The sequence below is a fragment of the Cupriavidus sp. 05N40 genome (genome assembly GCF_056397305.1).
In genome coordinates this window covers 58,050-71,209 of record NZ_JBFTND010000012.1, presented here as the reverse complement: position 1 = coordinate 71,209, position 13,160 = coordinate 58,050, and the positions used below count along the sequence as shown (strand labels likewise).

12 protein-coding genes are annotated in these 13,160 nt (G+C 69.7%); 3 read left to right on the top strand and 9 right to left on the bottom strand.

Translation table 11 applies throughout. The features are described from left to right. Window positions 1-385: 385 nt before the first annotated feature. Window positions 386-2,806 (bottom strand): 5-methyltetrahydropteroyltriglutamate--homocysteine S-methyltransferase, encoded by a 2,421-nt coding sequence (metE, locus tag AC1DO7_RS04865; RefSeq protein WP_441620338.1) that lies wholly within the window; start codon window positions 2,804-2,806, stop codon window positions 386-388. Window positions 2,807-2,961: 155 nt separating this feature from the next. On the opposite strand from metE, the gene AC1DO7_RS04860 reads away from it, so the two are divergent. Continuing rightward, window positions 2,962-3,885 (top strand): LysR family transcriptional regulator, encoded by a 924-nt coding sequence (locus tag AC1DO7_RS04860; RefSeq protein WP_477115847.1) that lies wholly within the window; start codon window positions 2,962-2,964, stop codon window positions 3,883-3,885. A 15-nt stretch (window positions 3,886-3,900) separates the two neighbouring features. On the opposite strand, the gene AC1DO7_RS04855 is transcribed toward AC1DO7_RS04860, so the two are convergent. Then, window positions 3,901-4,827, bottom strand: a complete 927-nt coding sequence (locus AC1DO7_RS04855) for a diacylglycerol kinase catalytic domain-containing protein (protein WP_441620334.1) — start codon at window positions 4,825-4,827, stop codon at window positions 3,901-3,903. 36 nt (window positions 4,828-4,863) lie between these two features. Next, the gene (locus tag AC1DO7_RS04850; protein ID WP_441620332.1) at window positions 4,864-5,898 is read right to left on the bottom strand and encodes an SPFH domain-containing protein; all 1,035 of its coding nucleotides are present in this window, start codon (window positions 5,896-5,898) and stop codon (window positions 4,864-4,866) included. A 146-nt stretch (window positions 5,899-6,044) separates the two neighbouring features. Between AC1DO7_RS04850 and AC1DO7_RS04845 the strand changes: the two genes are divergently transcribed. Beyond that, the gene (locus AC1DO7_RS04845) at window positions 6,045-6,806 is read left to right on the top strand and encodes an NUDIX hydrolase (protein ID WP_477115846.1); all 762 of its coding nucleotides are present in this window, start codon (window positions 6,045-6,047) and stop codon (window positions 6,804-6,806) included. On the opposite strand, the gene AC1DO7_RS04840 is transcribed toward AC1DO7_RS04845, so the two are convergent. From AC1DO7_RS04840 to AC1DO7_RS04830, 3 genes are all read right to left on the bottom strand, one after another. Then, a complete protein-coding gene (locus tag AC1DO7_RS04840) occupies window positions 6,781-8,052 on the bottom strand; it encodes an MFS transporter (RefSeq protein WP_477115845.1) in 1,272 nt (423 codons plus the stop codon). The genes AC1DO7_RS04845 and AC1DO7_RS04840 overlap by 26 nt on opposite strands. Window positions 8,053-8,160: 108 nt before the next feature. Next, complete coding sequence (locus AC1DO7_RS04835) at window positions 8,161-9,096, bottom strand: LysR substrate-binding domain-containing protein (RefSeq protein WP_441620326.1); 936 nt, start codon at window positions 9,094-9,096, stop codon at window positions 8,161-8,163. Further along, window positions 9,053-9,457 carry a hypothetical protein gene (locus AC1DO7_RS04830; RefSeq protein WP_441620324.1) on the bottom strand — a complete coding sequence of 135 codons (405 nt, stop codon included), beginning with the start codon at window positions 9,455-9,457 and terminating at the stop codon, window positions 9,053-9,055. Before AC1DO7_RS04830 ends, AC1DO7_RS04835 begins: the two co-directional genes overlap by 44 nt. Before the next feature lie 178 nt (window positions 9,458-9,635). Between AC1DO7_RS04830 and AC1DO7_RS04825 the strand changes: the two genes are divergently transcribed. Beyond that, entirely contained in the window at window positions 9,636-10,106 is a 471-nt protein-coding gene (locus tag AC1DO7_RS04825; RefSeq protein ID WP_441620322.1) for an Lrp/AsnC family transcriptional regulator, read from the top strand. Between the two features lie 12 nt (window positions 10,107-10,118). Here AC1DO7_RS04825 and bluB read toward each other — a convergent pair whose 3' ends face one another. The 3 genes from bluB to AC1DO7_RS04810 all read right to left on the bottom strand — a co-directional run bounded on the left by bluB (window position 10,119) and on the right by AC1DO7_RS04810 (window position 13,132). After that, on the bottom strand, window positions 10,119-10,784 hold the full coding sequence (gene bluB, locus AC1DO7_RS04820) for a 5,6-dimethylbenzimidazole synthase (RefSeq protein ID WP_441620320.1): 666 nt from the start codon (window positions 10,782-10,784) through the stop codon (window positions 10,119-10,121). Between the two features lie 130 nt (window positions 10,785-10,914). Beyond that, window positions 10,915-12,117: a cystathionine beta-lyase gene (metC, locus tag AC1DO7_RS04815; protein WP_441620318.1), complete on the bottom strand. Its 1,203-nt coding sequence runs from the start codon at window positions 12,115-12,117 to the stop codon at window positions 10,915-10,917. 10 nt (window positions 12,118-12,127) lie between these two features. Further along, window positions 12,128-13,132, bottom strand: a complete 1,005-nt coding sequence (locus tag AC1DO7_RS04810) for a Bug family tripartite tricarboxylate transporter substrate binding protein (RefSeq protein ID WP_441620316.1) — start codon at window positions 13,130-13,132, stop codon at window positions 12,128-12,130. Window positions 13,133-13,160 lie beyond the last annotated feature (28 nt).

Sequence of the window (13,160 nt, the reverse complement as noted above, 5' to 3'; positions counted from 1 at the left end):
CAGCGTCACCGTGGCATCCGGCGCTGCCGGGGCGGTGGCCTGGGCCAGTGCGGCGGTCGTGAATGCCGCGGCGGGCAGGGCGGCGGCGCGCCGCTTCCAGTGTCTGGCTCTCTTCATGTTTTCCCTTGTGGCGCCGGACCTGCGTGGGGCCGCGCCTTTTTTACCGTGCTTGGATAGCCGCGTACGATACGGAATATCGCCCGCCGCGCGCTATGTGACACAGTGCCGCAACCGTGTGGAATGCGGCACATTCCTGCCGCCTGCAGGCGCTCAAGGGAACACAATACAGCTAACCGGCCAGCACGCCATAGCTCTGGCCATGGAACTGGCGCAGCACACCGGCCGGTTGGCGCGCCGCGCAAGGGGGGCGCGGGAGGATGCCGGGCTAGCTGGCGTGCGTCGCGCAATCGACGCAGCCCGCCGCATGGCCGGCGTGATGTGCTGCCTGATGTGTTGCCTGATGCGCTACGTGATGGCCCGTGAGGCCGCCCGGCCCGGCCGCCCGCGTGGCGCGCTGCCACCGGGTGGCGCCAGCCTTGCCGACCCGCTCGCGCAGGCTGCGCGCGGCTGTCACCATATTGGCCAGCGCCGCTTCGGTTTCCGGCCAGGCGCGCGTCTTGAGGCCGCAGTCCGGGTTGACCCACAGGCGCTGCGGCGGGATCACCTCGCAGGCGCGTTCGAGCAGGTGCGTGATGGCTTCCACGCTCGGCACGCGCGGCGAGTGGATGTCGTATACGCCCGGCCCGATCTCGTTGGGGTAGTCGAACGCGCCGAAGCCCTCGAGCAGCTCCATCGCCGAGCGGGACGTCTCGATGGTGATCACGTCGGCGTCCAGCGCCGCGATGGCGGGCAGGATGTCGTTGAACTCCGCGTAGCACATATGGGTGTGAATCTGCGTTTGGTCCGCTACCGAGGCGGCCGAGATCTTGAACGCATGCACGGCCCAGGCGAGGTAGGCTTCCCAGTCGCCCTTGCGCAGCGGCAGGCCTTCGCGCAGCGCCGGCTCGTCGATCTGGATGATGCGGATGCCGGCCTGTTCCAGGTCGGACACCTCATCGCGGATCGCCAGGGCGAGCTGCAGCGTGGTGGCCGCGCGCGGCTGGTCGTCGCGCACGAAGGACCATTGCAGCATGGTCACCGGGCCCGTGAGCATGCCCTTCATCGGCCGCTCGGTGAGGGACTGCGCGTAGCGCGTGGTCTCCACGGTCATCGGTTCGGGCCGGTACACGTCGCCGTAGATCACCGGCGGCTTGACGCAGCGCGAGCCATAGCTCTGCACCCAGCCATTGGCGGTGAAGGCGTAGCCGCACAGTTGTTCGCCGAAATATTCCACCATGTCATTGCGCTCGGCCTCGCCGTGCACCAGCACGTCCAGGCCCAGTGCTTCTTGCTTGCGCACGGCGGTCTCGATCTCGGCGCGGATGCGCTGCAGGTATTCCAGCGCGCCGATGTCCCCGCGCTTGTAGGCCGCGCGCGTCTGGCGGATCGCCGTGGTCTGCGGGAAGGAGCCGATGGTGGTGGTGGGCAGCGCCGGCAATTGCAGCGCGTCGCGCTGGCGGGCGATGCGCGCGTCGAACGGGCTGTTGCGCTCGGCCATGCCGGCGGTGAGCGCGGCCACGCGCGCCTGCACCTGCCGGTTGACCACGCGACGCGAGTCGCGGCGCGAGGCCAGCGCGGCCTCGTTGGCGGCCAGTTCCGCCGCGACGGCGGCTTCGCCCTCGTTGAGCGCGCGTGCCAGCACGCTTACCTCGTCGAGCTTCTCGGTGGCGAAGGCCAGCCAGTCGCGGATCTCGGCATCGAGGCTCTGCTCGGCCTCGAGCGACACCGGCACATGCAGCAGCGAGCAGGACGGCGCCACCCACAGGCGCTCGCCCAGCTCCGCGTGCAGCGGCGCCAGCACGGCCAGCGCGCGGCGCAGGTCGGTGCGCCAGATATTGCGGCCGTCGATCACGCCGGCGGACAGCACCGCGCCGGCCGGCAGGACCTTGCGCCAGGCGTCGAGCTGCTGCGGCGCGCGCACCAGGTCGAGATGGAAGCCCTGCACCGGCAGCGCGGCGGCGCGCGCCGCGTGGTCGGCCGCGGTGTCGAAGTAGGTGGCCAGCAGCAGCTTGACGCCCGAGCCGGCAAGCGCGGCGTAGGCGCTGTCATAGGCGTCGAGCCAGGCCGGCTCCAGATCCAGGCACAGCGCCGGCTCGTCGATCTGCACCCATTCGATGCCGCGTTCGCGCAGGCGGCCCAGGACGCGGGCGTAGGCGGATACCAGCGCCGGCAGCAGGCTGAGGCGCTCGAAGCCCTCCGCATGGCTCTTGGACAGCCACAGGTAGGTGACCGGCCCGATCAGCACCGGCTTGGCTGCCAGGCCCAGCGCGAGCGCTTCGTCCACTTCATCGAAGAACCAGTCCACGCCGCCGTCGAAGCGCGTTTGCGGCCCTAGTTCAGGGACCAGGTAGTGGTAGTTGGTATCGAACCACTTGGTCATTTCCATGGCGGGCTGCGCCTTGTTGCCGCGCGCCAGCTCGAAATACTGCGCCAGGCTCAGCTGCCTGGGCTCGAAGCCGAAGCGCGCGGGCAGGGCGCCGAGCAGCGCGCTCAGGCCGAGCACCTGGTCGTAGTAGGCGAAGTCCCCCACCGCCACGCTGTCCAGGCCCGCTTCGGCCTGGGCCTGCCAGTGGCGCTGGCGCAGGCCGGCGGCCACTTCGCGCAGGTTGGCTTCGCCGGTCTCGCCGCGCCAGAATGCCTCCTGGGCGAATTTCAGCTCGCGCTGGGCGCCGATGCGGGGGAAGCCCGCGATATGTGTGCTTGCCATCAGGTGCTCTCGCAATTGGTATGTGACGATGGCGCCCAGTGTGGAATCCGGCGTAAAATGAATCAAGCGATAAGATTTAATCAACGTATGAATGGATTTCATATCAAACCATATCCAGGTTTTCGGGCGTGCGGATGTACAGGGTGGAGCGCGCCGTGATCGAAGTCAGGCACCTGCGTTCCCTGGTGGCCATCGCGGAGTCCGGCAAGCTCGCGGCCGCCGCCGAGCGCGTGCACGTGAGCCAGTCTGCGCTGTCCCACCAGATCAAGGGCATCGAGGCGCACTACGGCCTGCCGCTGTTCGACCGCACCCGCCAGGRCCTGCGCTTCACGCCGGCGGGGGAGCGCCTGCTGGCGCTGGCGCGCGAGACGCTGGCTGCCATCAGTACGGCCGAGCGCGACCTGATCCGGCTCAAGGGCGACACGCGCGGCGAACTGCGCATCGTGCTGGAGTGCCACACCTGCTTCGACTGGCTGATGCCGGTGATGGACGAGTTCCGCCGCCGCTGGCCCGAGGTCGAGGTGGACCTGGTGGCGGGCTTCCACGCCGATCCGCTGGCGCTGCTGGCCGAGGGCCGGACCGACATGGTGATCGGCTCGCTGCCGCCGGCCAAGCGCGGGCTGGCGGTGGCGCCGCTGTTCCGTTTCGAGATCCTGGCGGTGATCGCCAACGAGCACCGGCTGCGCAACAAGCGCCGTATCGAGGCAGCCGACCTGGACGGTGAGACCCTCATCACCTACCCGGTGCCCGAGCAGCGCATCGACCTGATCCGCGAAGTGCTGGAGCCGGCTGGCATCAAGCTGCAGCGGCGCACGGCCGAACTGACGGTGGCGGTGCTGCAACTGGTGGCCAGCCGCCGCGGCGTGGCCGCGCTGCCCAACTGGGGCGTCAAGAACTACGTGGACCATGACTACGTGCTGGCCAAGCGCATCGGGGCCAAGGGCTTGTGGAGCGAGCTGTACGCCACCACGCCGGCGGGACTGGCCGGGCGGCCCTATGTGCGCGATTTCGTCTCTATCGTGCGCGATACCTGCGCCGCCGAGCTGGACGGCATCGAACTGCTGGCGGAAGGAAGATAGCGGCGCAGAGCCGCGCTATTGCACCAGTTGTCCGCGGCGCTGCGCCACGCCGATGCGCGCCTCGGTGCCTGCATTGAATTGCAGGAAATCCGCCTCGATGCCGTCGCTGAAGATCACGCCGGCCTCGGGCATCAGGGAGCGCAGCACGATCTGCTCGCCGCGCGGGATCTCGCCGTACACCAGCGTGGCCTGGCTGGCGCGGCTGGGAAAGGGCTCGCGCACGGCGAACACCAGCCGGTCGGTATCCCAGGGCAGCGGCTGGTAGGGCGCCTCRCCACCGTCCGGCAGCGCGATGGCGCGCGCGCCCGTGACGATGCTCTTGAGCCAGGCGGTGGATCCGAGACCGGTGGAGACGATGATGCCGCTCGACGATTGCACCTCGCCACGCCCGCCGAGCTGGATCTCGTAGCGCGCCGAGGTGTGGCTGCGCGGCCCGACGAAGAAGTCGTTGACCGCGTACAGCACCTGCTGGTCGGAGAGCTCGGCGCGTGCCATCGTGACCGGGCGGGCGGGGCGGCGGTCCTGCATGGCCTCGGCCAGCACGCGCGCCACATCGCCGGGCCGGAACGGCAGCAGCACGCCGTCATGGCGCGCCGGGTCCGGGTTCACGCCAAGCAGCGGCTGGCCGTCCAGGTATTTCATGGTGTTGGCGACCAGGCCATCCTGGCCTAGCGCCACCACGATATCGTCCGGGCCGAACAGGAAGTTGGGCAGGAACTGCCGGTCCACCACCTGCCGCCGCTGGTAGCGCGACAGCGCGTTGCCCACCTGGGCGCGCGCGGCCTGGTAGGCGTCGTGTTCGCGCTGGTAGTCGCTGATGTCCGCCCCCAGGTGCTCCAGGTAGAAGCGTGCCTGCGCCAGCGAGTGATAGCGCGCCAGCAGTTCCTCCAGGCGCGTCTTGCGCGTGACCAGCACTACCTTGCGGTCGGCGGCGTTGCTCATGGTGTGTCTGCTCCCGAGGCTTGAAGCAAGCGTGGCTCAATCGCGGGCGCGGCCCCTGGCCTGCGGTGCCAGCAGCGATTGCAGCAGCTCCGGCGACATATTGAGCTGCCCGATCCGTTCGGCCTTGTCGGCGATGCCGCCGAAGGCCTGCGCTATCAGCTGTCCCGGCGCCATGCCGGAGGCGGCCAGCGCCTGCACGATGCGCGCGTCCGCGCCTTGCAGCGCCTGCATCACGGCGCCCAGGCGGTGCGCCTCGGCCTCGGCCGTGGTGCGGGTATTGTCCGCCTCGAGTCCGACGAACTCCTTGCGCCGCGCTTCCAGCGTGATCCGCGCTTCCATGGCGCTGGCCTGCAGTTGCGCCTGCTTTTCCTGCACGGCGGCCTCGGCCTCCATCTGCGTCTCGCGGATGGTGCGCTGCTTGAGCTCGACGGCCACCTCGGTATCGAGCTCGCTTTCCTTGATGGCGCGCTCGTTCTCCACCGCGGCATTGCGGCGCGCGTAGATGGCGTCGTCGGCGGCCTTCAGGATCTGCTCGCGGACTTCGGCTTCCAGCGCCCGTGCGGTTTCGGCGCGCGGCTTCACGGCCACCATCGAGAAGGACAGCACCTCCAGCCCCAGCGCCAGCACGTCCGGGTGGCTCTTGAGCGCAGCTTCGACCTGCCGTGCCATGCGGTCCGAGCCCTGCAGCGCGGCGCGCAGCGTCTCGGCGCTCACGGCTTGCTGCACCAGCACTTCGACCACGCCTTCGACGCGTGCGCGCAGGTTCTGCGGGTCTTCGGATATATAGCTGCGGCCGTCCGGCTTGAGCGCGAAGTTCAGCATGGCCGCGGTCTTGCGTGGCTCGGTGATGCGGTAGGAGAGGTTGCCCTGCACCGTGACCGACTGGAAATCCGCCGTGATCAGCTCGAAGATGTAGGGCAGCACCTGGCTGCCCACCGGCACCGCGACCAGCGACGTGGTGGGCGCGTAGTAGTAGAACGACTGGCCGCTGCCTTCGCGCAGGATCCTGCCGCCCTTCATCTGCATCAGGTAGGTGGTGGGATCTGCCTTGATGAAACGGATGCCGAACATGATGGTTCCTTTCCTGGTTGCCGTGGTGCCCGCGCCGGCCTGGCCGGTCCGGCGCGAATAAGTGTGTGTGTGCCACTAATATAAGTGGCACTGTGACACTTGTCAATTTATAATCCGCCTCATCGCACACCGGACGCCACCCCAAGATGCCCACGCCCGCCAGGAACGCACCGACCTCCGCCACGACACCCGCCAGGGAAGACGCGGCCGGCGCCGATTTTCCGCGGCCGCTGACCACGGTGGACGTCGTCATCCTCACCGTGCGCGGCGGTGCGCTGCAGGTACTGCTGGTGCAGCGTCCGGACCAGGCGGGCGAGCCGTATCCCGGGCGCTGGGCATTGCCGGGCGGCTTTGTCGATATCGCGCGCGACGCAGACCTGCAAGGCTGCGCCTTGCGCAAGCTGGCGGAGAAGACGGGCGTGGCAAGTCCCTACCTCGAACAGGTAGGCAGCTGGGGCGGCGCCACGCGGGATCCGCGCGGCTGGTCGGCCACCCATGTGTATGTGGCGCTGCTGGCCGATGCCAGCCTGGCGCCGCACAAGGGCGGCAACGCGGCGGACCTGCGCTGGGCGCCGGTGGAGGGCGACGGCGTGGCCGTGCCGCTGGCCTTCGATCACGCGGTGCTGCTGGGCGCGGCGCTGGCGCGCGTGCGCGGCAAGACGGAGTACACCTCGCTGCCGGCGCATCTGTTGCCGGCGGCGTTTACGCTGGGCGAGCTGCAGCAGGTATATGAAACCGTGCTCGGCCGGGCGCTGGAGAAGAAGGCCTTCCGCACGCGCATGCTGGCCGCCKACCTGCTGGAAGACCTGGGCGAACAGAAGGAGACCGGGCGCCGCCCCGCGTCGCTCTACAAGCTGCGGGAACAGGCCGGGCTGGTGTATTTCACGCGGAGTTTCGAGCAGCGCTGAGCGCTGCCGRCTGCGGCGCGGGCGTGCCGGCCGCGGTGTCGTCGATCGGGAAGTGCAGCAGCGCGGCCACCAGCCCGGCCAGCGCCGTGCCGGCCCACACGATCGAGTAGGAGCCGGTCAGGTCGAACATGAAGCCGCCCAGCCAGGCGCCGAGGAAGGAGCCGACCTGATGGCTGAGGAAACACACGCCGAACAGCGTGCCCAGGTGGCGCGTGCCGAACACCTTGGCCACCAGCCCGCTCGTGAGCGGCACCGTGCCCAGCCAGGTCAGGCCCATCACGGCCGCGAAGACGATCACCGAGACGGCGCTCTTGGGCAGCAGCACGAAGATCCCGATGGCGGCGCCCCTTGTCAGGTACAGCCAGCCCAGCACGTATTGCTGCCGGAAACGCCCGCCCAGCCAGCCGCATGCCCAACTGCCGGCCATATTGAACAAGCCGATCAGCGCCAGCGCGGTTGCCCCCAGCCCTGCCGGCAGGTGGCACAGCGTCAGGTAGCCCGGCAGATGCGTGCCGATGAAGGCGAGCTGGAAGCCGCAGGTGAAGAAGCCGAGCGTGAGCAGGCGGTAGCCGCGATGCCGGCACGCCAGCGCCAGCACCGCGCGCAGGGAAGCCGCCGGCACCGCGGGCGCATGGGCGCTCCCCGGCTTGCGTTTTTCGAGCAGGAGGCCGAGTGGCGCCGCCAGCAGGATCACGGCCGCCATCGTGAACAGCGAGGCGCTCACGCCGGCACCCGCGCGGACCGATTGCGCCAGCGGCACCAGCAGCACCTGCCCGAGCGAGCCGCCGGCACTGGCAAGGCCCATCGCCATGCTGCGCTGTTCCGGACTGGCCACGCGCCCGACCGCCGTCAGCACTACGCCGAAGCTGGTGCAACTGATGCCGATGCCCACCAGCATCCCCATGCCGACCACCAGCATCGCGCCAGTGGGCGCCACCGCCGCCAGGCCCAGGCCCGCGGCAAACGCCGCCGCGCCGAAGGCCACCACCGGGGCGCAGCCGTAGCGGTCGGCGGCGGCACCGGCAAACGGCTGGGCGAGACCCCACACGAGATTGTGCAGCGCTATCGCGAAGGCGATCAGCGTGACCGGCATGCCGCGGTCGAATGACAAAGGCCCCAGGAACAGCCCGAAGGTCTGCCGCACGCCTATCGCCGCGCTCAGGATCAGCGCGGCCGAGATCACCACCAGCAGCGCCGGGTTCTTCAGGGTGGCAAAGCGTTGGTCGTTGCCTTGTGCCGTCAGCATGTCGGGTTCCTCCTGGCGCCAATAGTGGCAGCGGGCGGATGGCGCGGCAAAGGAAAAGACGTCGACTACAAGTGAGGATTTCTCACTTGCGCAGGGCGCGGCCGGCGATCACGGGGCGGCAGCGTGCCCGGCCACGGCGCCGGCATCGCAGGTCCGGGCCTGGTCGAGCAGCCACTGGCGGAAACCGGCGAGATCGGGGCGCTGCCTTGCCTCGCCGCTGCCTTCGGCGCTGACCAGCCAGTACGCCGTCTGCGCGGCAAGCGGCTGCGCGCCGAGCGCGACCAGCGTGCCGGCCGCCAGATCGCGATCGACCAGCGGGCGTCGTCCCAGCGCCACGCCGAGGCCGGCGGCGGCGGCTTCCAGCGCGAGCCCGAAGGTGTCCAGGCGCAGGTGTCCCGCAGGCGTCACGTGCGCCATGCCGGTGCTGTCGAGCCAGGCCGGCCAGTCCTCGCTGGCCGGCTCGACATGGATCAGCGTGGCGCGGCGCGGATCGAAGTTGCCTTGCGCATCGAGCACCGTAGCGCGGCAGGCCGGGCTGCACACCGGCAGCAATTGCTCGCCGAACAGGCGGCACCAGGCCGCGCTGGCGGCCGGCGCCCGGCTCATGCGGATGGCAAAGTCGAAGCCGTCGGCGGGAAAGCCTACCTGCCGGCGCGAGGTATCGACGGTGACATTGATCTCCGGCCAGCGCTGGCGGAAATCGTGCAGGCGCGGCAACAGCCAGCGCGAGGCCAGGGTCGGCGCGCAGCTCACGGCGATGGTGCGGCCGGCGCGGCGGTCCGGCAGGCGCTGCGTGCCGGTGGCGATCAGCGCGAAAGCTTCCGATATATAGCTCAGGTAGTCCGCGCCCGCCGGCGTCAGCGAAAGGCCGCGCGGCTCGCGCACGAACAGCGCCACGCCGAGCGCCTGTTCCAGGCCGGCGATGCCGTGGCTCACGGCGCCCGGCGTCACGTTCAGCTCGGCGGCGGCCAGCTTGAAACTCTGGTGCCTCCCGGCGGCTTCAAAGAAGCGCAGCGCCGAGAGGGGCGGAAGACGAAGCGGCATGAGACGGTCCAGAAGGCAGCCTGTTGGCGGCCTGAGCATACCGAGCCGGGGTTGCGGCCGCAAGGGCGGGCAGGGCGGGCGTGCGCGCATCGTGTTCGTGCGCATCACCGGCAAGTCCGGCCAGGCCGGGCATCTCCCGCACTTCGAGCACGTCCACGCCGTTCTCCAGGCGCCTGACGAACAAGGACAGCAGGTCCGCGTCCTCGGCGGCGACCGACAGCGCGAGCGGATAGGGCGCGGCAGGATCGAAGTCCATGCCGGCCAGTGTCAGGCCGGTGCGGCGGGCATTGGCAAGCGTCCATTCGATGGTGCCGAAGACATCGCTGCGATCGAGCCGGAGTGCGAGATTCAGGGTAGGCATGGGAGACAGGGCGCAAGCGCAAAGAAGTAGGAAAGAGGTACCGGATACATGCAGAAAATTTACCAGCGCCGGCCCGGAATGAGCTTCTTTGTTGTCTTCTGTTTTGCCTTGATTGTGGATAATTTGTCTTTGATATGTGCTAATGTTGGTGAATTATTCTTCTTTGACCCGTGAAGCCATGCCAACCTCTCCCAAGCTCGACGAAACCGACCGCCGCATCCTGCGCGCGCTGCGGCGCGACGGCAGGCTCTCCAACCTCAAGCTCGCGGAGCAGGTCGGCCTCTCGCCTACGCCGTGCTGGAACCGCGTGCGCGCACTGGAGGAAGGCGGGGTGATCGAGGGGTACGCGGCGCTGCTGAACCAGAAGGCGCTGGGCCTGCCCGACACCGTGCTGATCGAAGTCACGCTCGACCGGCACGACGACGACATGCTCGACCGCTTCGGCGAGGCCCTGGCGGAACTGCCCGAGGTGATGGAGGCTTACCTGCTGACGGGTGAGTACGACTACCTCATCAAGGTGGCGGTGGCCGGCACGGAGGGCTATGAGCAATTCCTGCGCCACAAGCTCTACAAGCTGCCCGGGTTGCGGCACAGCCATTCCACCTTCGTGCTGCGCACCATGAAGCGCGAGCCCTCCGTCGAGCCCTGAGAGGGTCGGCGCTCAGGCCGCGGGCGTTTCCCAGCGATCGGTGCAGAGGAACGCGGCCAGCGGGCGGGCGTGGCGCCAGTCCTCCAGTTCCAGCATCGGCGCCGGATAGAAAGCCTGCACGGGGCCCAGGCAGAGGATGGCGACCGCCTCGCCGCCTGGCGGCAGCCGCAACAGTTGCGCCAGCGCAGCGGGCGCGAACATCGAGACCCAGCCCATGCCCAGGTTCTCGGCGCGCGCCGCCAGCCACAGGTTCTGGATGGCGCAGGCCGCCGAGCACAGCGCCATCTCGCGCGGCATGGTACGGCGCCCGAACACGGTGCCGTCGTCGGGCGCCAGCGCGACCACCAGCAGCTCCGCGCATTCGCGCACGCCTTCCACCTTCAGCCGCAGGAATTCGCTGTTGCGCTCGCCCATCGCCTGCGCGGTCTGTTGCCGCTCCGCCTCCACCAGCGCCGCAATATCCAGCCGCGCGGCAGGATCGGCGATGCGGATAAAGCGCCAGGGCTGCATCAGGCCGACCGAAGGCGCGGCATGCGCAGCCTGCAGGATCCGCAGCAGCACCGCTTCGTCGACCGACGCCCCGGCGATGAAATGGCGCATATCCCGGCGCGCCGCCACGAGACGGTAGAAGCTCTCGCGTTCCTCGGGCGAGAAGACGGTGCTGGGGGTGTCGGTCATGGGCAATGCCTTGGGAGCGCGGACGCCAAAGGCGGCATTGTAGGCGCGCAGGCGTGCGGCGCCCGCCTGTGCCCCGCAGGCGGGCCGGTCGCGAACGCGCATGCCGGCAGATTTGCCGGCCACCGCCGCGTTACATTGCCGCCGGTTCGCCCACCTGCGCTTGCTGCGCGATGGCCGCGAATCCCCGCGCCAGGTCCGCGACGAGATCGTCCACGTCTTCCAGGCCGATATGCAGCCTGATCACCTGCCCGCGCGTGGACCAGTCGGTCACGCTGCGCGCGCCGCGCATGTCGGCGACCACGGCGAGGCTTTCGAAGCCGCCCCAGGAGGCGCCGATGCCGAACAGCGCGAGGCTGTCGACCAAGCGCTCGGCGGCGCCGGGCGCGGCGCTGCGCAGCGAGAACGACAGCAGGCCGTTGGTGCCGTGGCAGTCGCGCAGCCAGAGCGCATGCCCGGGGTCGCCGGGCAGGGCGGGGCAGAAGACTTCGGCCACTTCGGCACGCGCCTGCAGCCAGCGGGCCACGCCCAGCGCGCTGCGTTCGTGCTGGGCCATGCGCGCGCCGAGCGAGCGCATGCCGCGCTGTACCAGGTAAGCATCATCCGGGCTGACGGCGATGCCGAAGGCATCGGCCACGTCGGCCAGCGCCGGCCACGCGGCTTCGGTGGTGCACACGGTGCCCATCATCACGTCGGAATGGCCGGACAGGTATTTGGTGGCGGCCATCAGGGAGATATCGGCGCCGAGCGCCAGCGGGCGGTAGAGCAGCCCGGAGCCCCAGGTGTTGTCGGCGGCGACCAGCGCGCCATGGCGGTGCGCGATGGCGGCGATGGCGGGCAGGTCACACATCTCGTAGGCGAGCGAGCCGGGCGTTTCCACGTAGACCAGCCGGGTTTCCGGGCGCAGGCAGCGCTGCAGGTCATGGCCGTCGGCCGCGTAGAAGCTGGCGGCGATGCCATGCCGGGCGAGGAATCCAGCGGCCAGCTTGCGCACCGGCTCGTAGACGCAGTCGGGCAGCAGCACGTGCTGGCCGGGGCGCAGGAAGGCCAGCAGGGTCATCGCGGCGGCGGCCAGCCCGCTGGGAAACAGGCGCGTGCGGTAGCCGCCCTCCAGTTCGGTGACCATGTCCTCCAGGGCGAAGGCGGTGGGGTTGCCGCGCGCGCCATAGGTAAACAGCCGTTCGCTGCCGCGCCGGCTGCGCATCTCGCGCATCTGCGCGGTGGATTCGAACAATACGGTGCTGGCACGCACCACCGGCGGGTTGACCGGCCGGCCGCCGTCCACGGCGGCTGCGCGGCCGCCGTGCGCGAGCTGGGTCAGGGCGCTGTGTTTCATCGGCATGGCCTCAGTCCACCCGCGCGCCGGACAGCTTCACGATCTGCGACCAGCGTGCGATGTCGCCCTTGAGCTGGCTGGCGAAGGCCTCGGGCTTGCTGGCCACCACGTCGCTGCCGCCCTCGTTGATCAGCCTGACCACGTCGGGCATCTGCAGCACCTGCACGATGGCGCGATTGAGCAGGGCGATGCGTTCGGGCGAGGTGCCGGCCGGCGCGAACACGCCATACCAGTCTTCGAAGCGGGCATTGCGGTAGCCGAGCTCTTCCAGCGTCGGCACCTTGGCGAACACGCCCAGGCGGCGCGGGCTGGTGACGGCCAGCGCGCGCATGCGCCCGCTCTGGATAAAGCTTGCCACCGAGGACGTCGACGTGATCAGCACGTTGACCTGTCCGCCCATCAGGTCGTTGATGGCGGGGCCGGCGCCCTTGTACGGCACGTGCTGCAAGGCAATGCCGCTGTCCTTGTCTAGCACCACGCCGACCAGGTGCGACAAGGTACCGTTGCCGGGCGTGGCGAAGGTGATCTTCTGCGGCTGCGCCCTGGCCTGCGCGGCCAGCTCGGCGAAGCTCTGCCACGGCGCGTTGGCGGCCACCACGATGGCCAGCGGCGCGGCGTTGATCTGCGTGACCGGCGCGAAATTCTTCACCGGGTCGAAGCCGGGCGCGCTGTACAGCGTCGGGTTGACCGCCATCACCGACACCTGCGAGGTCAGCAAGGTATAGCCGTCCGGCTTGGCCTCGGCCACGAAGCGCGTGCCRATATTGCCGCCGGCRCCGCCGCGGTTGTCGGTCACGGCGGTCTGCCCCAGCACTTCGCCCAGCCGCGTGGCCACGATGCGGGTGACGGCGTCGTTGCCGCCGCCGGCCGGGAAGGGCGAGACGATGCGCAACGGCTGGGCGGGAAAGCCGCCTACGGGGGCGAGCGGCGCCAGCGGCTGGGCCGCGGCGGCGCCGGCGCAAAGCACGGCAATGGCGGCGAACGCGCCGGCGAGGACTTGCGTGGGGCGGGACATGAGAACCTCCTTCTGTGCTTTGTTCGTG

Coding starts and splice junctions, on each gene's coding strand:
- bluB (WP_441620320.1), bottom strand. CDS start 10,784: ATGACCGACACCCCCAGCACCGTCTTCTCGCCCGAGGAACGCGAGAGC.
- AC1DO7_RS04830 (WP_441620324.1), bottom strand. CDS start 9,457: ATGCCTACCCTGAATCTCGCACTCCGGCTCGATCGCAGCGATGTCTTC.
- AC1DO7_RS04825 (WP_441620322.1), top strand. CDS start 9,636: ATGCCAACCTCTCCCAAGCTCGACGAAACCGACCGCCGCATCCTGCGC.
- AC1DO7_RS04850 (WP_441620332.1), bottom strand. CDS start 5,898: ATGTTCGGCATCCGTTTCATCAAGGCAGATCCCACCACCTACCTGATG.
- metC (WP_441620318.1), bottom strand. CDS start 12,117: ATGAAACACAGCGCCCTGACCCAGCTCGCGCACGGCGGCCGCGCAGCC.
- AC1DO7_RS04835 (WP_441620326.1), bottom strand. CDS start 9,096: ATGCCGCTTCGTCTTCCGCCCCTCTCGGCGCTGCGCTTCTTTGAAGCC.
- metE (WP_441620338.1), bottom strand. CDS start 2,806: ATGGCAAGCACACATATCGCGGGCTTCCCCCGCATCGGCGCCCAGCGC.